20 protein-coding genes and 1 riboswitch are annotated in these 20523 nt (G+C 73.9%); of the genes, 12 read left to right on the top strand and 8 right to left on the bottom strand.

Going from position 1 to position 20523, the window contains the following annotated elements; all coding sequences use genetic code 11:
* Nucleotides 1-26 precede the first annotated feature (26 nt).
* Entirely contained in the window at nt 27-1451 is a 1425-nt protein-coding gene (locus ACFWJO_RS20990) for a PLP-dependent aminotransferase family protein (protein WP_386867185.1), read from the top strand.
* Nucleotides 1452-1626: 175 nt separating this feature from the next.
* Here ACFWJO_RS20990 and ACFWJO_RS20985 read toward each other — a convergent pair whose 3' ends face one another.
* Nucleotides 1627-2463 (bottom strand): hypothetical protein, encoded by an 837-nt coding sequence (locus tag ACFWJO_RS20985; RefSeq protein WP_386867260.1) that lies wholly within the window; start codon nt 2461-2463, stop codon nt 1627-1629.
* 135 nt (nt 2464-2598) lie between these two features.
* Between ACFWJO_RS20985 and ACFWJO_RS20980 the strand changes: the two genes are divergently transcribed.
* Complete coding sequence (locus ACFWJO_RS20980) at nt 2599-2892, top strand: hypothetical protein (RefSeq protein WP_386867183.1); 294 nt, start codon at nt 2599-2601, stop codon at nt 2890-2892.
* 7 nt (nt 2893-2899) lie between these two features.
* A complete protein-coding gene (locus ACFWJO_RS20975; protein ID WP_386867181.1) occupies nt 2900-4090 on the top strand; it encodes a glutathionylspermidine synthase family protein in 1191 nt (396 codons plus the stop codon).
* Here ACFWJO_RS20975 and ACFWJO_RS20970 read toward each other — a convergent pair.
* Complete coding sequence (locus ACFWJO_RS20970) at nt 4080-4775, bottom strand: polysaccharide deacetylase family protein (protein ID WP_386867179.1); 696 nt, start codon at nt 4773-4775, stop codon at nt 4080-4082. The two genes, ACFWJO_RS20975 and ACFWJO_RS20970, sit on opposite strands and share 11 nt — an antisense overlap.
* A gap of 469 nt (nt 4776-5244) precedes the next feature.
* Nucleotides 5245-6453, bottom strand: a complete 1209-nt coding sequence (gene rocD, locus ACFWJO_RS20965) for an ornithine--oxo-acid transaminase (RefSeq protein WP_386867177.1) — start codon at nt 6451-6453, stop codon at nt 5245-5247.
* 108 nt (nt 6454-6561) lie between these two features.
* Nucleotides 6562-6652: riboswitch (ZMP/ZTP riboswitch) on the top strand.
* Nucleotides 6653-6721: 69 nt separating this feature from the next.
* Here rocD and glyA point away from each other — a divergent pair.
* The gene (glyA, locus tag ACFWJO_RS20960) at nt 6722-7990 is read left to right on the top strand and encodes a serine hydroxymethyltransferase (RefSeq protein WP_386867175.1); all 1269 of its coding nucleotides are present in this window, start codon (nt 6722-6724) and stop codon (nt 7988-7990) included.
* Nucleotides 7991-8218: 228 nt separating this feature from the next.
* Here glyA and ACFWJO_RS20955 read toward each other — a convergent pair whose 3' ends face one another.
* A complete protein-coding gene (locus tag ACFWJO_RS20955) occupies nt 8219-9004 on the bottom strand; it encodes a hypothetical protein (protein ID WP_386867173.1) in 786 nt (261 codons plus the stop codon).
* Nucleotides 8997-9596, bottom strand: coding sequence for an RNA polymerase sigma factor (locus tag ACFWJO_RS20950; RefSeq protein WP_386867171.1), 600 nt, complete (start codon nt 9594-9596; stop codon nt 8997-8999). Before ACFWJO_RS20950 ends, ACFWJO_RS20955 begins: the two co-directional genes overlap by 8 nt.
* A 56-nt stretch (nt 9597-9652) precedes the next feature.
* On the opposite strand from ACFWJO_RS20950, the gene trpS reads away from it, so the two are divergent.
* Together trpS and ACFWJO_RS20940 are read left to right on the top strand one after the other, a co-directional pair.
* Nucleotides 9653-10666 (top strand): tryptophan--tRNA ligase, encoded by a 1014-nt coding sequence (gene trpS / locus ACFWJO_RS20945; RefSeq protein ID WP_384417688.1) that lies wholly within the window; start codon nt 9653-9655, stop codon nt 10664-10666.
* A 128-nt stretch (nt 10667-10794) separates the two neighbouring features.
* On the top strand, nt 10795-11391 hold the full coding sequence (locus ACFWJO_RS20940; protein ID WP_386867168.1) for a 2'-5' RNA ligase family protein: 597 nt from the start codon (nt 10795-10797) through the stop codon (nt 11389-11391).
* An 87-nt stretch (nt 11392-11478) separates the two neighbouring features.
* On the opposite strand, the gene ACFWJO_RS20935 is transcribed toward ACFWJO_RS20940, so the two are convergent.
* Both ACFWJO_RS20935 and ACFWJO_RS20930 read right to left on the bottom strand, forming a co-directional pair.
* Complete coding sequence (locus ACFWJO_RS20935; RefSeq protein WP_386867166.1) at nt 11479-12234, bottom strand: decaprenylphospho-beta-D-erythro-pentofuranosid-2-ulose 2-reductase; 756 nt, start codon at nt 12232-12234, stop codon at nt 11479-11481.
* A 196-nt stretch (nt 12235-12430) separates the two neighbouring features.
* Nucleotides 12431-13873, bottom strand: a complete 1443-nt coding sequence (locus ACFWJO_RS20930) for an FAD-binding protein (RefSeq protein WP_386867164.1) — start codon at nt 13871-13873, stop codon at nt 12431-12433.
* Nucleotides 13874-14403: 530 nt separating this feature from the next.
* Here ACFWJO_RS20930 and ACFWJO_RS20925 point away from each other — a divergent pair.
* From ACFWJO_RS20925 to ACFWJO_RS20910, 4 genes are all read left to right on the top strand, one after another.
* Nucleotides 14404-14910, top strand: a complete 507-nt coding sequence (locus ACFWJO_RS20925) for a phosphatase PAP2 family protein (protein WP_386867258.1) — start codon at nt 14404-14406, stop codon at nt 14908-14910.
* On the top strand, nt 14903-16045 hold the full coding sequence (locus ACFWJO_RS20920) for a decaprenyl-phosphate phosphoribosyltransferase (RefSeq protein WP_386867163.1): 1143 nt from the start codon (nt 14903-14905) through the stop codon (nt 16043-16045). The genes ACFWJO_RS20925 and ACFWJO_RS20920 overlap by 8 nt, the downstream gene beginning before the upstream one ends.
* A gap of 77 nt (nt 16046-16122) precedes the next feature.
* Nucleotides 16123-16545, top strand: coding sequence for a GtrA family protein (locus tag ACFWJO_RS20915; protein WP_386867256.1), 423 nt, complete (start codon nt 16123-16125; stop codon nt 16543-16545).
* Nucleotides 16533-17441 (top strand): YihY/virulence factor BrkB family protein, encoded by a 909-nt coding sequence (locus ACFWJO_RS20910; protein ID WP_386867161.1) that lies wholly within the window; start codon nt 16533-16535, stop codon nt 17439-17441. The genes ACFWJO_RS20915 and ACFWJO_RS20910 overlap by 13 nt, the downstream gene beginning before the upstream one ends.
* Here the strand turns inward: ACFWJO_RS20910 and ACFWJO_RS20905 are convergent.
* Nucleotides 17431-18732, bottom strand: coding sequence for a D-alanyl-D-alanine carboxypeptidase (locus tag ACFWJO_RS20905; protein WP_386867254.1), 1302 nt, complete (start codon nt 18730-18732; stop codon nt 17431-17433). The genes ACFWJO_RS20910 and ACFWJO_RS20905 overlap by 11 nt on opposite strands.
* Before the next feature lie 124 nt (nt 18733-18856).
* Between ACFWJO_RS20905 and ACFWJO_RS20900 the strand changes: the two genes are divergently transcribed.
* Together ACFWJO_RS20900 and ACFWJO_RS20895 are read left to right on the top strand one after the other, a co-directional pair.
* Nucleotides 18857-19102 carry an SCO4848 family membrane protein gene (locus ACFWJO_RS20900; RefSeq protein ID WP_386867159.1) on the top strand — a complete coding sequence of 82 codons (246 nt, stop codon included), beginning with the start codon at nt 18857-18859 and terminating at the stop codon, nt 19100-19102.
* Nucleotides 19103-19129: 27 nt separating this feature from the next.
* The gene (locus ACFWJO_RS20895; RefSeq protein ID WP_386867157.1) at nt 19130-20422 is read left to right on the top strand and encodes a metallophosphoesterase; all 1293 of its coding nucleotides are present in this window, start codon (nt 19130-19132) and stop codon (nt 20420-20422) included.
* The last annotated feature ends 101 nt before the right edge of the window (nt 20423-20523 follow it).

Raw genomic sequence — 20523 nt, 5'->3', positions numbered from 1 at the left:
ATGGCGCCCGGGTATGGTCCATTTCCATGGCGGATGAATGGGCCACTTTCGGCGCCGACCTGCACCTGGAACTGCGCGGGCACGGCCTGCGCGACGGACTGATGAACGCGCTGCGGGAGGCCGTGCGCAGCGGGCGGCTGGCGGCCGGGACCCGGCTGCCGTCCTCGCGTTCGCTCGCCGTCGACCTGGGCGTCGCCCGCAACACCGTCGCCGACGCGTACGCGGAGCTGGTCGCCGAGGGCTGGCTGACCGCACGTCAGGGCTCCGGGACCCGGGTGGCCCCGCGCTCGGTGCCCCGGCCGGCGGCGCGCCGCGCGGCCCCGTCGGGCGGCGCCGCGGCCGTCACACCGGCGGCGGGGAAGCCCGCGTACAGCCTCCGGCCCGGCACGCCCGACGTCGGCTCCTTCCCGCGCGCCGAGTGGCTCAGGGCGGCCCGCAAGGCGCTCATGGCGGCGCCCCACGAGGCCTTCGGCTACGGCGATCCGCGCGGCCGGATCGAACTGCGCACGGTCCTCGCCGAGTACCTGGCGCGGGCGCGTGGTGTCCACGCGCGGCCGGAACGGATCGTGGTCTGCTCGGGGTTCGTGCACGGCCTGATGCTCATGGGCCAGGTGATGCGGGACCGCGGGGTGCGCGAGATGGCCGTGGAGTCGTACGGCCTCGACGTCCACTGGGACCTGCTCGGCCGCCAGGGCATCCGGATGCCGGCCCTGCCCTTCGACGAACGCGGCACCCGGACCGAGGAGCTGGGGTCGGGCGCGCTGGGCGAGGTCGGCGGCGTCCTGATGACGCCCGCCCACCAGTTCCCGACGGGCGGCGCCCTCCGGCCCGACCGGCGGGCGGCCGCCGTCGACTGGGCGCGGGCCTCCGGCGGTCTGATCCTGGAGGACGACTACGACGGGGAGTTCCGCTACGACCGCCAGCCCGTCGGCGCCCTTCAGGGACTGGACCCGGAGCGGGTGGTCTACCTCGGCACCGCGAGCAAGTCCCTCGCGCCCGGTCTGCGGCTCGCGTGGATGGTGCTGCCGGAACACCTGGTCGACGAGGTCGCGGCGGCCAAGGGCGTGGTCGACTGGATGTCGGGAGTCACCGACCAGCTGACCTTCGCCGAGTTCCTCGCCTCCGGCGCGTACGACCGGCACGTCCGGGCCATGCGGCTGCGCTACCGGCGGCGGCGCGACCAGTTGGTCGCGGCGGTCGCCGGCTCCTCGCCCGGAACCCGCGTCAGCGGCATCGCTGCCGGGCTGCACGCCGTCCTCGAACTCCCCGAGGGCACCGAGGAGTCGGTGATCCGCGCCGCGGCCTTCCAGGGCCTTGCCCTGGACGGCATCAACCGCTTCCGGCACGAGACCGTCCCCCGCACCCGCGACGCCCTCGTCGTCGGCTACGGCACCCCGACGGACAGCGCGTGGTCGGGCGCGCTGGACGCGTTGTGCAGGGTGCTGCCGTAGGGCCGTAGGGCCGTTGGGCTGTAGGGCCGTGGAGCCGCTGGGCTGTAGGGCCGTTGGCGTGGTCCCGGCCCGTCGCACGGCCCGGCTCGGGCGGCTCGGGCCGGCGGCCTCGGCCGTGCCGACGGCGACGGCGACGGCTTCGGCCACGGCCCGGCTCGGGCCCGTTCGGCCCTGCTCAGCCCCGGAGTTCCGCGTCCGCCCGCTCCACGGCCGGGGCCTCGCCGAAGCGGGCCAGGGTCAGTGAGCCCGCGACCGCGACGGCGAAGCCGAGCAGGGCGAGCCAGCCGAGGCCCTCGCGGGTGCGGTCGCCGAGCCAGACGACGCCCGCCAGCGCGGGGCCGATGGTCTCGCCGAGGACCAGGCCGGCGGTCGCGGTGGTGACCGAGCCGCGCTGCAGGGCGGAGGTGTAGAGCAGGAAGGCGCTACCGCCGCCGACGAGGAGGGCGTACAGGGCGGGCTCCGTGAGGTCGACCGAGTCGATCAGCCGTACGGCGACCTCCACCACGCCGAAGCCGAAACCGCCCGCGAGGCCGAGGGTCAGGGCCCGCGGCCGCTCCGGGAGCCGGCCGGCCGCCGCCCCGACGAGCAGCACCCCGAAGGCCGCGGCGAGCAGCCCCCACTCCAGCACGGCACCGGGACTGTCGTGGCCCTCCCTGCCGGAGGCGAGCGCCAGCATCGCGAGCCCGAGGCACACCACCGCGACCGCAGCCCACTCCACACGGCTGAGCCGCACCTTCAGCATGCGCGAGGCGATCACCGCCGTGACGGCGAGACTGGCCGCGAGGGAGGCCCCGACCGCGTAGATCGGCAGCGTCCGCAGCGCGACGATCTGGAGCACGAAACCGAGCCCGTCCATGCCGAGCCCGGCGACGTAACGCCACTGCCGCAGGGCCCGCCACAGCAGCGCCACGTCGACCCCGCTGCCCGTGCCGGGCTCGGCGGCCCTGGCGCCGAGCGCCTGGAAGACCGAGGCGGCCCCGAAGCAGACGGCGGATCCGAGTGCGCACATCATCCCAAGAAGCACGAAAGGGACTCTAGTGCGACGGGGATCGGACGGGCGTTCACGCCGGGCCTACACTGTGCGATCGCAACCGGGCGCGGCCGCCGCCCCGTCCGGAGAACAGGGGCAACAGGGGAGGACAGGGTCATGCGCAGACTGCGGTCGACCACGGTGGTACTCGGTGGAGTGGGCATGCTCGCGGCCACACTCACCGCCTGCTCCTCGGAGCCCGACCGGCGCTGCGTCGACCCGGTGACGTACAAGGAGCTGCCGGACTACAAGTGCGACGGCGACGGCAGCAGCGGAAGCAGCAGCAGCTCCAACGGCCGCTACTACTACGGCGGCTCGTCCAGCAACGGCAAGGTCAGCGGCGGCAGCTTCGACAAGTCCGCGGTCGACAGCGGCGGCTTCGGCGGCCACCACTCCTCCTCCGGCGGCTGATCCGGCCGTGGAGCGCCATACCATCGAGCCCCGCCCCGGCTGGCAGCAGACCGTAGAGGAGCAGGGCCTGATCTACCCCCTGACCCGCTATCCCGACGGTTCGCTGCGCCCCTACTGGGACGAGAGCGCCTACTACTCCTTCAGCCTGCCCGAGGTCGAGGCGCTGGAGGAGGTCGTCGAGGAACTGCACGCCATGTGCCTCGCGGCCGCGGCGCACATCGTCGAGAAGGACCGTTTCGCCGAGCTCGGCATCACCGATCCCCGGCTCGCCGCCCGGGTCGCCGAGTCCTGGCGCCGCCGGGCCGAACTCCCCACCGTCTACGCCCGCTTCGACCTGCGCTACGACGGTACGGGCCCGGCCAAGATGCTGGAGTACAACGCCGACACCCCCACCTCCCTGGTGGAGGCCGCGAGCCCGCAGTGGTTCTGGATGGAGGAGCGCTTCCCCGGCGCCGACCAGTGGAACTCGCTCCACGAGCGGCTCGTCGACGCCTGGAAGCGGCAGGCCCATCTGCTGCCGCCCGGCAGCCCGGTGCACTTCGTCCACTCCGACGGCGACGAACTCGGCGAGGACCTGATGACGGTCGCGTACCTGCGCGAGACCGCCCAGCAGGCCGGGCTCGCCACGGAGGCGCTCTCCGTCGAGCGGATCGGCTGGGACCGCATCTCCGGACGCTTCGTCGACGACCGGCTCCGCTTCATCCGCGCGTGCTTCAAGCTCTACCCGTGGGAGTGGCTCACCACGGACCGCTTCGGCCCGCACGTCCTGGACACCCTCGACAACGGCGGCGGCACCGGCACCACCTGCTGGATCGAACCCGCCTGGAAGATGCTCCTCTCCAACAAGGCCCTCCTGGCGATCCTCTGGGAGCTGTACCCGGGCCACCCGAACCTGCTGCCGGCCTACCTGGACGGCCCGCGCGAACTCGCCGCCGCCGGCGGCCCCGGCTACGTCTGCAAGCCGCTGCTCGGCCGCGAGGGCGCGGGCGTGACCCTGCACGAGCCGGGCGCGGCGCCGTTGGCGCGCGAGGAGCCCTGCGTCTACCAGGAACTGGCCCCGCTGCCCGACTTCGACGGCAACCGCGTGGTGCTCGGTGCCTGGACCGTCGGCGACGAGTCGGCGGGGCTCGGGATCCGGGAGTCGGCGGGACTCGTCACGGACGAGTACGCCCGCTTCGTCCCGCACGTCATTCTGTGACGTAGTCCCTGAGGGGCGCGGGCTTCAGACCGGCCGCCTCGGCCGCGTCCAGGACGCGGCGGAGGTCCTGCTCGACGGTGCCGTTGAAGTGCAGCAGCACGATGTCGCCCGCCTTCAGCCGGGGCATCGGGACGGGATCCGCACCCCAGGTGGTCAGGTCGTACGTCCACGTCACCAGGGCCTTCGCCCCGCAGGCCCGCGCGGTCGTCCGGGTCGTCGCGTCGTACGCGCCGTACGGCGGGCGCAGCAGCCGCGGCCCGTCCCCGAACTCGGCGAGGTGTGCCTCGCGCGCCCCGCAGACCTCGGCCTTCTGCCCCGCGGCGTCGAGCGTGGTGAGGTCCGGGTGACTGACGGTGTGGTTCTCGACCCGGGATCGCCCCTGGTCGAGCAGGCCGTGGAAGTAGCCGGAGTCGTACGAGTACGCGCCCGGCAGCAGGAACAGCGAGGCGGGCACCCTGCGGTCGAGCAGGAGTCTCGCGGCGCCGGGGTCGTGGTTCCAGCCGTCGTCGACGGTGATGAAGACGACCGGGTCGGCGGTCTCGACACGGGAGACGACCGGCACGGGCTCGGGCCACGCCGCCGCGGGGGCGGCATGGGCGGAGCCGGAGAACGCGCCGAGCAGCGCGAGCGGGACGAGTGCGGCGAGCGCACCGCGCAGGGCGCGGCGCAGACGGGGTCTCGACATGGCCGCAACATTGGCCTAGACCAACTCCCGTGTCAACGGCTCGAGTTGCCCGCGAACCGGACCCGGCGCATCCACCTCCCGGCCCCGGCGCAACCACCCCCCCCAGCCCCGGCATCCACCTCCCGGCCCCGGCGCGGGTCCAGTACGGGCCAGGGGGCCCACTGGGCCCGCGCGGTCGCGGCCCGCGCTCCTGGCCGGCGCACGCGGACCGCCCCGGCGCGGCAGCCAGGCACGGCGCGCGCACGGCCCGCCCGGGCACGGCCGGCGCACCGGGTTGGCGCACCCGGACCGCGCTCGTGGTCGGCGGAGGCGGACCTCCCGGACACGGCAGCCGGGCGCGGCAGCCGGGAACGGCCCGCCCGGGCACGGCCACACACGGCCCGCCGGGCACGGCCCACGCGCACCACCCGCCGCACACGGCTGGCGGACCCGGGCGGCGCGCGCCGGTCGGTCGCGCGCCGGCCGGCCGTCACTCCTCCGTCAGCACCGCCCGCAACTGCTCGAGCCCCCAGTCCAGATCCTCCTTCGAGATCACCAGTGGCGGCGCGATCCGGATCGTCGACCCGTGGGTGTCCTTCACCAGCACACCCCGCTCCATCAGCCGCTCCGAGATCTGCCGCCCCGTGCCCTTCGAGGCCGCGATGTCGACGCCCGCCCACAGGCCCCGCCCGCGCACCTCCTCCACCGCGCCGCCGCCCACCAGCAGCTTCAGCTCCGCGTGCAGGTGCTCGCCCAGCTCCGCCGCCCGTTGCTGGTACTCGCCCGTCCGCAGCATCGCGATCACCTCGAGGGCCACCGCACAGGCCAGCGGATTGCCGCCGAACGTCGAGCCGTGCTCGCCCGGCCGGAACACCCCGAGGACGTCCCGGTCCGCGACCACCGCCGACACCGGCACCACACCGCCGCCCAGCGCCTTGCCGAGAACGTAGACGTCGGGCACCACGTCCTCGTGCTCGCACGCGAAGGTCTTGCCCGTGCGTCCCAGGCCCGACTGGATCTCGTCCGCCATGAACAGCACGTTCCGCCGCGCCGTCAGCTCCCGCACCCCCCGCAGATAGCCGGGCGGCGGGACGAGGACACCCGCCTCACCCTGGATCGGCTCCAGGAGCACGGCCACCGTGTTCTCCGTGACCGCCGTCTCCAGTGCCGTCAGATCGCCGTACGGCACGATCTCGAAGCCCGGCGTGTACGGGCCGTAGTGGTCGCGCGCCTCGTGGTCCGTGGAGAAGCTGACGATCGTCGTCGTCCGGCCGTGGAAGTTGTTCCCCGCGACCACGATCTTCGCGTGCCCGTCCGGCACGCCCTTCACCTCGTAGCCCCACTTCCGCGCGGTCTTCACCGCCGTCTCCACGGCCTCCGCGCCCGTGTTCATCGGCAGCACCATCTCCTTGCCGCACAGCTCGGCCAGGCGCGTGCAGAACTCCCCGAACCGGTCGTGGTGGAAGGCCCGCGAGGTGAGCGTCACCCGGTCCAGCTGCGCCCGCGCGGCGTCCAGCAGACGCCGGTTGCCATGACCGAAGTTGAGCGCCGAGTAACCGGCGAGCATGTCGAGGAAGCGGCGCCCCTCGACATCGGTCATCCACGCCCCCTCGGCGGTGGCGACGACCAGGGGAAGCGGGTGGTAGTTGTGGGCGCTGTGCGCGTCCGCGGCAGCGATCTCGTCTTGCGTCTTCGACACGGGATCTCCGTTCGTCCTGCGGCTGGGGAGGGTGTGGCTCCCTTTTCTTATCGTCGCTCACATGCCGGACCGGGAAACCTGCCGTGACGGCGCGCCCGCTAGTCTGGGAACACGCACGGCGACTGGCGCACGGGGAAGCGACCCCGGGGGAACCGTGCGCGGCAGACCACACGAGGTGCCGCTCGCCTGGGCACCACGGAACCGTCAGGTCCCGTGTGGCGCCGCGCGGCACCCGCACCGGGACCTCCTGCCCGGAGGAACGAACGCCATGAACCTTCCCGCCCACCACCCGGCACTCGCCGCCGCCGACCCCGAGCTCGCCGCCCTCGTCGGCGCCGAGGAGCGGCTCCAGGCCGAGACGCTCCGGCTCATCCCGAGCGAGAACTACGTCTCCGCCGCCGTCCTCGAGGCCTCCGGCACCGTCCTGCAGAACAAGTACAGCGAGGGCTACCCGGGCCGCCGCTACTACGAGGGCCAGCAGAACATCGACCAGGTCGAGAGCCTCGCCATCGAGCGCGCCAAGGCCCTCTTCGGCGTCGACCACGCCAACGTCCAGCCGTACTCCGGCTCCCCGGCCAACCTCGCCGTCTACCTCGCCTTCGCCGAGCCCGGCGACACCGTGATGGGCATGGCCCTGCCCATGGGCGGCCACCTCACCCACGGCTGGGGCGTCTCCGCCACCGGCACCTGGTTCCGCGGCGTGCAGTACGGCGTGCGCCAGGACACCGGCCTCATCGACTTCGACCAGGTCCGCGAACTCGCCCTCGCCGGACGCCCGAAGGTCATCTTCTGCGGCGGCACCGCGCTGCCCCGCACCATCGACTTCGCCGCCTTCGGCGAGATCGCCCGCGAGGCAGGCGCCGTGCTCGTCGCCGACGTCGCCCACATCGCCGGCCTGATCGCCGGCGGCGCCCACCCGTCGCCCGTGCCGCACGTGGACGTGATCTCCACGACCACGCACAAGACCCTCCGCGGCCCGCGCGGCGCCATGCTGATGTCCCGCGAGCAGCACGCCAAGGCCCTCGACAAGGCCGTCTTCCCCGGTCTCCAGGGCGGCCCGCACAACCAGACCACCGCCGCCATCGCCGTGGCCCTGCGCGAGGCGGCCCAGCCCTCCTTCCGTGACTACGCACACGCGGTCGTCGCCAACGCCAAGGCCCTCGCCGAGGCCCTGCTGGCCCGCGGCTTCGACCTGGTGTCCGGCGGCACCGACAACCACCTGATCCTCATGGACCTCACTCCGAAGGAGGTCCCCGGCAAGGTCGCCGCGAAGGCCCTCGACCGGGCCGGGATCGTCGTCAACTACAACACCGTCCCCTACGACCCCCGAAAGCCCTTCGACCCCTCCGGCGTCCGCATCGGCACCCCCTCCCTCACCTCCCGCGGCCTGGACGTCTCCCACATGCCCCAGGTCGCCGACTGGATCGACCGCGGTGTCACCGCCGCCGGCAAGGGCGACGAGGACGCCCTCGCGGTGATCCGCGCGGAGGTCGCCGACCTGATGTCCGCCTTCCCGGCCCCCGGCCTCCCGACCTGACCTGCCCGGCCACGCCGGCCGGCGCCCCTCCGGCCCGGTCGGCGACCCTCCGGCCCCGGCCGGCGACCTTCCGGCCCGGCCCCCCGGCCCCTGCCTTGGCCCGGCCCGGCCCCGGCCTTGGCCCGGCCCCGGCCTTGCCCCGGCCTTGGCCCGGCCCGGCTCCCGGCCCCCGGCCTTGGCCCAGCCCCGCCCTGGCCAGCCCCGGCCCCCGCCGCCTCCGTCCGGCCCTTACCGGACGGACGCGGCGATGCGTATCGCCTCCGTCCGGTCGGTCACGCCCTCCAGGCGGAGGGTGAGGGCGCCCCCGCTTCTCGTCCAGAGCAGCGTGGGGCCCGCCGGCCGGACCGACGGGGTCCAGCCCGAGCCGGCGGAGTCCGTCATCGGGAAGGTCAGCAGATGCGGCCGGGCGAACCAGTAGGCCTCCGTGCCGTCCGGCAGCGCCACCCACTCCGGCGGCACCCGCACCTGCTTGCCGAAGCCGACGTCCAGCCGCGCCGGGAACTCGTCCAGCCGGACCGCGCGGCCCTCCGCCGTCCGCCAGCACAGGCCGATCACGCCCCGCGGCGGGACGCCCGTCACCGTCGCCGCGTCCGGCTCCCCGAGCGCCCCGGGTATCAGCGGCATGAAGCCCGCTCTGCGCCCTGCCTCGGCGAGCGGCACCGGGTTCCGGCAGCCCGGCACCCCGGCCACCGCGCCGGGCGCGGGCGGCGCCCCCGGCTCGTACCGCACCGCGACCCCGCCGAAGCCCAGCCACTCCACCACCGTCGCCCGCACCGGAGGAGTGAGCACCACGACCATCAACAGCCCCGAGACCGAGGCCACCAGCGCCTTCCACCAGCGCCGCAGCCACGCCCACCGGTCAGGCGGCGGCGGGGGTGCCGGTGCCGGCACCCGCTCGGCCAGGAGCTGGGCCAGCACCCGCTCGGCCATCGTCGGCCCGTCGACATCGGGCACCCTCAACGCCCGCCCGAGCTCCCGCAGCTCCTCCTCCAGCTCCCGCTTCGACTCAGCCATGCTCCTCACCTCCCTTCAGCACCGTCCCCAGCCTCTTCAGCGCCCGGCTCAGCCGGGACTTCACCGTCCCGCGCGGCCAGCCGAGGGCCTCGGCCGTCTCCGCCTCGTCCAGCTCCAGCAGATAGCGGTGCACCACCACCGCGCGCTGCTCCTCGCCCAGCGCTTCGAGCGCCACGAGCAGGCGTCTGCGCCGCTCGTCCTCCTCCAGCGCCACCGCCGGATCCGCGCCCTCCGGTATCAGCGGCTCGCCCGCGAGCAGCTCCGCCTCCCGCCCGGCCACGGCCCGCTGCCGACCCGCCGAGCGCAGTGTGTTCCTCGTCTCATTGGCCACGATGCTGAGCAGCCACGGCCGGAACGCCGACCCGTCCCTGAAGGCGCCCAGCGAGCGATACGCCTTGAAGAACGCCTGCTGCACGACGTCCTCGGCGTCCGCGCCCGCCCCGCAGGCCACCGCGGCCCGCAGCGCGACCCCGGTGTGGGCGCGAACCAGCTCCGCGTACGCCTCCGGCTCTCCGGCGCGCACCCGTGCGATCACGGCCCCCTCGTCGACGACGACTCGGCCCCCCTCCCGGGTCCCCTCCCTCGTCCTCACATCTCTGATACACCGGCAGTCCGGGATCGGTTCCCACACCTGAGAGAATGATGAGCATGGCCTCTGATCGACCTCGTGTGCTCTCCGGAATCCAGCCCACCGCAGGCTCGTTCCACCTCGGCAACTACCTCGGCGCCGTCCGTCAGTGGGTCGCGCTGCAGGAGTCCCACGACGCCTTCTACATGGTCGTGGACCTGCACGCGATCACGGTCCCGCAGGACCCGGCCGAGCTGCGCGCCAACACCCGGCTCGCCGCCGCCCAGCTGCTCGCCGCCGGCCTCGACCCGGAGCGCTGCACCCTCTTCGTCCAGAGCCACGTGCCCGAGCACGCCCAGCTCGGCTGGGTCATGAACTGCCTCACCGGCTTCGGCGAGGCCTCCCGCATGACCCAGTTCAAGGACAAGTCCGCGAAGCAGGGCGCCGACCGCGCCACGGTCGGCCTCTTCACGTACCCGATCCTCCAGGTCGCCGACATCCTGCTCTACCAGGCCCACCAGGTCCCGGTCGGCGAGGACCAGCGCCAGCACATCGAGCTGACCCGCGACCTCGCGGAGCGCTTCAACGGCCGCTTCGGCGAGACCTTCACGATCCCGGCGCCGTACATCCTCAAGGAGACGGCCAAGATCTACGACCTGCAGGACCCGTCGGTCAAGATGAGCAAGTCGGCGTCCACCCCCAAGGGTCTGATCAACCTCCTCGACGAGCCGAAGACCACCGCGAAGAAGGTCAAGAGCGCCGTCACCGACACCGACACGGTCATCCGCTTCGACCCGGAGAACAAAGCCGGCGTCTCCAACCTGCTCACGATCATGTCCGTGCTCACCGACACGTCGGTCGCCGACCTCGAGAAGAGCTACGAGGGCAAGATGTACGGCGCCCTGAAGACCGACCTGGCCGAGGTCATGGTGGACTTCGTCACGCCGTTCCGGACCCGCACCCAGGAGTACCTGGACGACCCGGAGACGTTGGACTCCGTGCTGGCCAAGGGCGCGGAGAAGGCCCGCGCGGTCGCCGCCGAGACGCTGGCGCAGACCTACGAGCGGATCGGCTTCCTGCCCGCCAAGCACTGAGCCGGACACCGGCCCGGCACCAGGTCCGAGGACTCTGGCCCAAACGGTGGTGCAGGCCGCACACTGGCGGCTGCACCACCACACACATTTCCACGCACGACGGACGACGCACGACGGAGGAGAACGACGTGGGGACCGTAACGCTCGGCGTTTCGATCGCGGTCCCGGAGCCTCACGGCAGCCTGCTCCAGGAGCGGCGCGCGGGCTTCGGGGATCCCGCCGCGTACGGCATCCCGACCCACGTCACGCTGCTCCCGCCGACCGAGGTCGACGAGGAGCGGCTGCCGGAGATCGAGGCGCACCTCGCCGGCATCGCCGCGCTCAGCGACCCCTTCACGATGCGGCTCGACGGCACCGGCACCTTCCGGCCGCTCTCTCCCGTCGTCTTCGTGAAGCTCGTCGAGGGCGCCGCCGGCTGCGACCGGCTCCAGCAGCGGATCCGCGACGCGGCCGGCCCCGTCCCGCGCGAGCTGCAGTTCCCGTACCACCCGCACGTCACCGTCGCCCACGGCATCGCCGACGAGGCGATGGACCGCGCCTTCGAGGAGCTCTCCGGCTACGAGGCGACGTGGACCTGCCGTTCCTTCGCGCTGTACGAGCAGGGCGCGGACGAGGTGTGGCGCAAGCTGTACGACTACGAGTTCGGCAGCGGCCGGACCGTCACGGCGGTCCCGGCGCAGGGCGGCAGCCCGGTCGACGCGCCGGCCACCACACCGGCGGTCTGAACCGGGAGAGCCGGACACCCGGCCCCGGACTCGGACCCCGGACACCCGGACCCGGACCGCGACCCGGAGCCGCGCCCGTACGGCAGGTCACACCGGGAGGCGCCGGAACAGCGGTCGCGGCACGTGCCGCAGCGCCGACATCACCACCCGCAGCGCGCCCGGCACCCACACCGTCTCCGAGCGGCGCCGCAGCCCCAGCTCGATCGCCGTCGCGACGGCCTCCGGCGTGGTCGCGAGCGGCGCCTCCTCCCGGCCCGCGGTCATGCGGGTGCGGACGAACCCGGGCCTGACCACCATCACGTGCACGCCCGTGCCGTGCATCGCGTCCCCGAGTCCCTGCGCGAAGGCGTCCAGCCCGGCCTTCGACGAGCCGTAGATGAAGTTCGCCCGCCGGGCCCGCTCGCCCGCTACCGACGACAGCACCACCAGCGAGCCGTGGCCCTGCGCCTGAAGGGCCTGGGCACAGACCAGACCGGCCGATACGGCACCGGTGTAGTTCGTCTGGGCGACCCGTACGGCCGCGAGCGGATCGGACTCGTCGCGCACCTGGTCGCCGAGGACGCCGAAGGCGAGCAGCACCATGTCGATGTCGCCCTCGGTGAAGATCTTGCCGAGCCGCTCCTCGTGCGCCTCGGTGTCCAGCGCGTCGAACGGGACGGTGCGCACCTCCGCGCCGAGCGCGCGCAGCGAGTCGGCCGCGGCGGTGAGGGCGGGGGAGGGGCGGCCGGCCAGCCACACCGTACGGGTACGCCGGCTGATCAGCCGGCGGGCGGTGGCCAGGCCGATCTCGGAGGTGCCGCCGAGAACGAGCAGGGACTGGGGTGCGCCGAAGGCGTCCTTCATGGCGTTCAGCCTCCAGGGAGGGAGCGGGACGGGGAGAGGTCGGAGGGGACGACAGCGGAGGGGAGAGGACGGGGGGGAGGACGGGGGGAGGACGGGAGAGGACGGGGGGAGGACGGGAGAGGACGGGGACGGGACGGGGGCCGCGGGAGGCGGATGAGGCGGGTGAGGGACGGCGGGGGACGGCAGGGGACGGGGATCAGAGGGCGAGGCGGCGGGCGAGGTCCGACATGAACACCGAGTGCGGGTCGAGGGCGGCGCGCAGCTCGCGGAAGTCGTCGAGCCTCGGGTACATCGCCGCGAGCAGGTCCGGCCGCAGCCGCGAGTCCTTGGCGAGGTACACCCGCCCGCCCGCCGCGACGACCTCCTCGTCCAGTTCGTCGAGGAAGGCGCCGAGCCCGCTGAGCGAGGCCGGGATGTCGAGCGCGAGGGTCCAGCCGGGCAGCGGGAAGGAAAGCCAGCCGGGATCGGCCTCGCCGAAGCGCTTGAGGACGGCGAGGAAGGACGGACAGCCGCGGGTCGCGATCCGGCGCACGACGCGGCGTAGTGTCTCCTCCTGCCCGTGGCCGACGACGAACTGGTACTGCACGAAGCCGCCGCGCCCGTACACCCGGTTCCAGTGCGGCACGCCGTCGAGCGGGTGGAAGAAGGAGGAGAGCCGCTGGAGCCGACCGGTGGAACGGCGCGGCGCCTTGCGGTACCAGAGCTCGTTGAAGAGACCGACCGTGGTGCGGCCGAGCAGTCCCTCCGGGACGTACGCGGGCGCGGGCGGCAGCTGTCCGGTCCGGAAGGCCAGGGGCGCGCGGCGGGCGCGCCGGGCCCGTACCGGCAGCGCGTCGTACGGGGCGTGGTCGCCGCGGGTGAGGACGGCGCGGCCGGTCGAGGCGCCGCGGGCGAGCAGGTCGATCCACGCCACGGAGTAGCGGTAGCGGTGATCGGTGGCGGTCAGCCGGGCCATCAGGTCGTCGAGGTCGGTGGCCCGTTCGGTGTCGACGGACATCAGCGAGGTCTCGACGGGCAGCAGCCGGAGCGTGACGGAGAGGATCACGCCGGTCAGGCCCATGCCGCCGGCGGTGGCGTCGAAGAGCGGCGTGCCGGGGCCGACGGTGTGGACCCGGCCGTCGGCGGTGAGCAGGTCGAGGGAGACGACGTGGCGCGAGAAGGAGCCGGAGACGTGGTGGTTCTTGCCGTGGATGTCGGCGCCGACGGCCCCGCCGACGGTGACGTAGCGGGTGCCGGGGGTGACCGGCACGAACCAGCCGAGCGGCAGCAGCACCTCCATCAGGTGGTGCAGGCTGACGCCGGCGTCGCAGACCACGAGCCCGGCCTCGGCGTCGACGGCGCGGATCCGGGCGAGTGCGGTCATGTCGAGCACGGACCCGCCGGCGTTCTGGGCGGCGTCTCCGTAGGCCCGGCCGAGGCCGCGTGCGATCGACCCGCGGGCGCCGCACGCGCGGACGGCGGCTGCGGCCTCGTCGTACGTACGCGGGCGGATCACGCGCGCGTGGGTGGGGGCGGTGCGGCCCCAGCCGGTGAGGGTGTCGATGTCGACGTCGGTGTCGATGTCGGTGTCGACGTCGGTGTCGAGGGCGGGGGCGACGTGGGTGTCGACGCCCGTCTCGAAGTCGGTCTCGGCTGCCATGGAGCGACCGTATAGCCGGGAGTGTCGCTTATGCCGGGATTGGTGGGCGGTTCGTCGAAATGGGTGATTAAACGAGTGTCAGGAAAGCGTGCCGTGCCGAAGGCCGCCTCTGGACGTCAGAGTCGCCCATGGTTGACGGCGGCGCACCGGGGAGGCGGGCGAGAGACATGCGATACGGGGAGTGGGCCGCACCCGGGACCGCCGCTAGGAGGCGTGCAGCACGCGGGGCCCACGGCACGGTGCGGACGGCGCCCGAGCCCCAGGCCACCGGCGCCGCCGGGCCGAGCCCCAGCGGGGACCGGGCGCGGCCCCGGACCTGGCCGGCACCGCGGGCCACCGACACGGCCGGCGACCGGGACCGGGAGCCGACGCGGGTCACGCCTTGGGCTGCCTCCTGGGGCGCGCCCGGGACGGCGCTCGTGCCCGGACCCGCCCCCGAGCCCAGACCCGCCCCCAGCCCCCCGCCCCAGGCCGCGCGGACCGCGTCCTGGGTCGCTCTCGTCGCTTCCGCCGCCGCGGTCGACCGTCGGCTGCTGGCCGTAGCGCGCCGCGCCGGGCAGTGGCCCCTCGTGGGCGGAATCGCCCGCGGTCTCTCGTACGGCGGTGAGCACGCCGCGCTCTGGCTCGCCGCCGGGGCCACCGCCGCCGCCTTCGATCCGGCGCGCCGGGCGGCCTGGCTGCGCGGCACGGCCCTGGTCGGGGCCGCGCACCTGGCCAGCATGGGCGTCAAGCGGGTGGTACGGCGCCCCAGGCCGCGCCCCGCGCGTGACGCACCGCTGGTCCGCACCGCCGGGCGGCACTCCTTCCCCAGTTCGCACGCGAGCTCGGCCGCCGCCGCGGCCGTCGCCTTCACCGTCCTGCACCCACCGCTCCGGCACGTCGCCGTCCCGGCCGCCGTGGCGATGTGCCTCTCGCGGCTCGTCGTCGGCGTCCACTACCCGAGCGACGTCGCCGCGGGCGCGCTCCTCGGCGCGGCCACGGCCGCGGCGGGCCGCGACTGGCTGCGCGCGACCCCACCGGGAGGCACCCGTGGCTGAACCGGTCGCCTCCACCTCCACGGCCGTCTCCGCCGACGCCGGCGCCCCGACCACCGGCGCCACCGCCACCGCCACCGCCACCACCGAGGCCGCCGCCGGCACCGCCATCGGCACCGCCCTGCTCGACGCGCCCGACACACCCGACGCGCCCGACACACCCGGCGCGCCCGACACACCGGACGCGCCCGACACAGCCGACGCATCCGCCACACCCGCCGCCGAACCCTCCCGGCCCGCCACGCGGCCCGGCGCGCTCGCCCTCGCGGTGGCCCTCCTCCGCACCGCCCGGCCCCGCCAGTGGGTCAAGAACACCCTCGTCGTCGCCGCGCCCGTCGCCGCCGGGCAGCTCGCCTCCTGGCACAGCGCCGCCCGACTCGGCCTGGTCTTCGCCCTGTTCACGGCCGCCGCCTCCGCCGTCTACCTGGTCAACGACGCCCGCGACGCCGCCGCCGACCGCGCCCACCCCGTCAAACGGCACCGCCCGGTCGCCGCCGGCCTCGTCCCCGTACCCCTCGCGTACGCGACGGGCACCGTCCTCGGGACCGGCGCGGCGGTCGCCGCCGCCGTGCTGTGCAACGCGATGACGGCGCTGCTCCTCGCCGCGTACCTGGCCATGCAACTCGCCTACTGCGTCCGCCTCAAGCACGTCCTCGTCGTCGACCTCACCGTCGTCACCACCGGCTTCCTCATGCGGGCGATGATCGGCGGGATCGCGCTCGGCATCCCGCTCTCGCGCTGGTTCCTCATCACCACCGGCTTCGGCGCGCTGTTCATGGTGGCGGCCAAGCGCTACTCGGAGGCCGTACAGATGGAGGAGGCCCAAGGGGCGACCCGGGCGCTGCTCACCCAGTACACGGCCGGATACCTGCGTTTCGTCTGGCAGCTGGCGGCCGGGGTCGCCGTCCTCGGCTACTGCCTGTGGGCCCTGGAGAGCGGCGGCGTCGCGAACGGCTCGCTGCTGCCATGGCGTCAGCTGTCCGTCGTCGCCTTCGTCCTGGCGGTGCTGCGCTACGCGGTCTTCGCCGACCGGGGCACGGCCGGCGAACCCGAGGACGTGATCCTGCGCGACCGGCCGCTCGCCGTCATCGGCGTGGTGTGGGCGGCGATGTACGGCATGGCGGTCGCGGACCTGTGAGCAGCACCGCACGAGCCGGAGCCCGCCCGAAAACGGTCGGCCCCTGCCGCGAGCCGACGGGCCGCCCGGGCGGCGAGATCCTCGGCTTCGCCCTCGCCGGTCTCGCCGCGTACGCCGCCGACCTCGCCCTCTTCCTCTGGCTGCGCGGGCCGCTCGGCCAGGACCCGATCACGGCCAAGGCCGCCTCCTTCCTCGCCGGCTGCACCGTGGCGTACCTCGGCAACGCGCTCGGCACCTACCGCCGCCGGGCCGTCGCCCTCCGCGAGTACGCGGTCTTCTTCGCCGTGAACGTCGCCGGAGCAGTCGTCCAGCTGCTCTGCCTCCTCGTCTCGCACCACGGCCTCGGATTCACCTCCGCCCGGGCCGACACGGTGTCAGGACTCGGTCTGGGCATGGTCCTGGCCACGTGTCTGCGATTCTGGGGTACTCGGACCCTGGTGTTCCGGATTCCGTCCCGCGAGGGACCAGAGGAAGAGGCACGTACGGCATGGACTGGCTGACCAAGCTCCCCGTCGTCGGCCCGTGGGTCACACGGCTGATGAAGACCCACGCCTGGCACTCCTACGAACGCCTCGACGAGGTCCGCTGGGCCCGGCTCGCCGCCGCCATCACCTTCCTCAGCTTCCTCGCGCTCTTCCCGCTGATCACCGTCGCCGCCGCGGTCGGCGCCGCGCTGCTCTCCGACGAACAGCTCAAGAAGATCGAGGACAAGATCGCCGACCAGGTCCCGGGCATCTCGGACCAGCTCGACATCGCGGGCCTCGTCGACAACGCCGGCACCGTCGGTCTGGTCGCCGGCGCCGTGCTGCTCTTCATGGGCATCGGCTGGATCGGTTCGATGCGCGAGTGCCTGCGCGCGGTCTGGGAGCTGGACGCCGTCGACGAGGGGAATCCGTTCCTGCGCAAGGGCAAGGACGCGGTCGTCCTGCTCGGCCTCGGCGGTGTGATGCTCTGCTCTCTCGCCGCGTCCTGGCTCGGCTCCACCGCCGTGGGCTGGAGCGCCGAGCGGCTCGGCATCGCGCACACCGGCCCCGGTCGGGTGCTGATCGAGGCCGCCGCGATCCTGGTGGCGGTCGTCGCGGACTTCCTGATCCTGTCGTACGTGCTGACGCTGCTGCCCGGCGTCGAGCCGCAGCGCCGCGACCTGCTGATCGCGGCGCTGCTCGGCGCGGTCGGCTTCGAGCTCCTGAAACTGCTGCTCGGCGGCTACATGAGGGGCGTCGCCGCGAAGTCGATGTACGGGGCCTTCGGCGTGCCGGTGGCCCTGCTGCTGTGGATCAACTTCACCGCGAAGCTGCTGCTCTTCTGCGCGGCCTGGACCGCTACGGGCAGGAAGACGGAGCAGGCCCCGGCGGACGAGTCCGAGCCGAAGGGAGCGGATGACCCTACGGATTGACGCTCTCGTCGACCGGAGCGGCGGGCTCCTCGGCCGGGCGGGGGCGACGGGCCGACCCCGCCAGCGGCCAGCGCCGGTTGACCAGGAACACCGCGCCGGCGAGCAACACCAGCACACCGCCCGCCACGGCGAGCGCGATGCCCACGCCGCCCGACTTCCCCTCGACGGCCGCCGCGTGCTCCGTACCCGCGGGAGCGTTCTTGCCGGGAGCGGGGTCCGTACCGTTCGAGCTGGTTCCCGAGCTCGTCCCGGGGCTCGTACGCGCCGACTTCGGCGGCACCAGCTCGCCGACGGGCGTCACCTTCCCCGCCGCCGCGAAGCCCCAGTCCAGCAGCCGCGCGGTCTCCTTGTAGACGGCGTGCTGCTCCTTCGACGACGGGTTCATGACGGTGACGAGCAGCACCCGGCCGTTGCGCTCGGCGACGCCGGTGAAGGTCGCGCCGGCGTGCGTGGTGTTGCCGTTCTTGACGCCCGCGATGCCCTGGTACGCGGGGACGCCGAGGTCGCCGGTGAGCAGCCGGTTGGTGTTCTGGATCTCGAAGGTCTCACGCTTCTTGCCGGGCTTCTGCTCCCCGGGGAACTTGGCGCGCGCGGTCGCGGCGTACTCCCGGAAGTCCGGCTTCTGCATGCCGCTGCGGGCGATGAGGGTGAGGTCGTACGCGGAGGAGACCTGGCCCGGCTCGTCGTAGCCGTCGGGGGTCTTCACCGTGGTGTCCAGCGCCTGCAGCTCCACCGCCCGCTGCTGCATCTCCTGGACGGTCCGCTCCTTGCCGTTGTTCATCGCGGTGAGGACGTGGACGGCGTCGTTGCCGGAGCGCAGGAAGACGCCCATCCACAGGTCGTGGACGCTGTACGTCTGCTTCTCCTTGATGCCGACCAGACTGGACCCGGAGCCCAGACCGGTCAGGTCCTGGGGCAGGACCGTGTGGTTCTGCGTCTTGGGGAACTTGGGCAGCAGGGTGTCCGCGAACAGCATCTTCAGGGTGGAGGCGGGGGCCAGCGGCCAGTGCGCGTTGTGCGCGGCGAGGACCTGCCCGCTCTCCGCGTCCGCCACGATCCACGAGCGCGCGCTGAGCTCCTTGGGCAGCACCGGGGCGCCCGGGCCGAGCCGCACCTGAGTGCCGGGCTGGGCAAGCAGCGCGCCGCCGACGCTCGACATCCGGGCGGGCGGCTGCGGCTGCGGGGGCTTGCCGTCGGCGTGCGCGGGGGCGGCGGCGAGCAGCGGGAGCAGCGCGGCGGCGGCGGTCGCCGCCAGGGCGGCCTTCGCGGTGGTCGAGGCCTTCGCGGTCATCTTCGAAGCGGACACGACCGAGAACGTACATCCCCGGAACCTCCTTCCGAACCCCGCGGGGCGGTTCGCCCCCGCTCGTCCACCCGTCCGCAGGGCCGCGGGACCCTCTGGTGATACTGGGACCATGAAGCTCAGCCGCCCCGTCTCCTGGTTCCTGCTCGCGTTCGGCGTGTGGAGCTGGTTCATCTGGATCACTTTCGTCAAGAACCTGTGGAACGACGCGAGCGGACTCGCCTTCGACGACGCCGGCGATCCGACGGGCTACTTCTGGGTTCACCTGCTGCTGGCCGTGACGTCCTTTGTCTTGGGGACGGTGGTCGGGGTGGTCGGGTTGCGTGGCGTGCGCGCGCTTCGGCGCGAGCGCGGCTGACGGGGTAGGGAGAGGGTGGGGCGGGGCGTGGTCGTGTTCCTGGTGGTACTGGTCGTGATCCTCGCGCTCCTGGGCGCGGTGCACTGGTACGTGTGGCGGCGCCTGGTGCGCGATCTCACAGCGCCCGGCGGGGCGGCCCGGCGGATCGGTACGGGCGCCGCCGTGCTGCTGCCGTTGCTGTCGGTCGCGGCGCTCGTCTCCGGGCGCGCCGGCGCGCCGTTCGCCGTGGAGCAGGTCCTCGCCTGGCCGGGCTTCCTGTGGCTCGCGGTGCTCCTGTACGTGACGCTGGCGCTGGTCGTGACGGAACCGCTCCGGCCGCTGCTGCGGCGGCTGCTCGCCCGGCGGGGGCCCGTGGCGGTGGCCGAGGCTCCGGCCAATGCCGTGTCCGTGCCGGCACCCGTTTCCGCGGGGGCTGCCGAGGGCACCGCCGAGGCTCGGGCTGCCGAGGGCGCCGTCGAGGCTCCTGCCAGCGCCCCGGACCCGGTCCCCGACCTCTCCCGCCGTCTGTTCGTCAACCGGATCGTCTCCGGGACCGCCGTCGCCGTCGCCGTCGGAACGGTCGGACAGGGGACGTACGGCGTGCTGCGCGGGCCGCGCCTCAAGCGGGTGACCGTGCCCTTGGCGAAGCTGCCGCGCCGGGCGCACGGGTACCGGATCGCGGTGGTGTCGGACATCCACCTCGGCCCCATCCTCGGGCGCGCCCACACCCAGCGCATCGTCGACACGATTAACGCCGCCCAGCCCGATCTCGTCGCCGTCGTCGGTGACCTGGTCGACGGCTCCGTGGCCGACCTGGGGCCGGCCGCCGAGCCGCTCGCGCACCTCAAGGCCCGTGACGGCGCGTTCTTCGTGACCGGCAACCACGAGTACTTCTCCGGTGCCGACGCCTGGGTCGACCACGTCCGCGAGCTCGGCCTGCACCCCCTGCGCAACGCCCGCGTCGAGATCGGCGCCGGGTTCGACCTCGCCGGCGTGGACGACGTCGCCGGTGAGAGGGAGGGCCAGGGGCCCGACTTCGGCAGGGCGCTCGGGGACCGCGACCGGTCCCGTACCGCCGTGCTCCTCGCCCATCAGCCGGTCGTCATCGACGACGCCGTCCGGCACGGCGTCGACCTCCAGCTCTCCGGCCACACCCACGGCGGGCAGCTCTGGCCCGGCAACTTCATCGCCGAGCTGGCCAATCCCACCGTCGCGGGGCTCGAGCGTTACGGCGACACGCAGCTGTACGTGTCGCGCGGCGCGGGTGCCTGGGGGCCTCCGGTCCGGGTCGGCGCGCCCTCCGACATCACGGTCGTGGAGCTCGCGTCCAGGCAGGCGTGACGGGGACGGCGGGGGCGACGGCGAGCGCCGGCGGGTCGCCGGGCGTGAGGCGGCTGCGAGCGTCTGACCTGGTGCGTTACTGAGTGCTTGGTGACCGGTAC

The organism is Streptomyces sp. NPDC127092, assembly GCF_042722475.1.
GTDB lineage: Bacteria > Actinomycetota > Actinomycetes > Streptomycetales > Streptomycetaceae > Streptomyces.
Note: the sequence above shows the minus strand (reverse complement) of the source record. Positions and strands in the feature narration are given on the sequence as shown.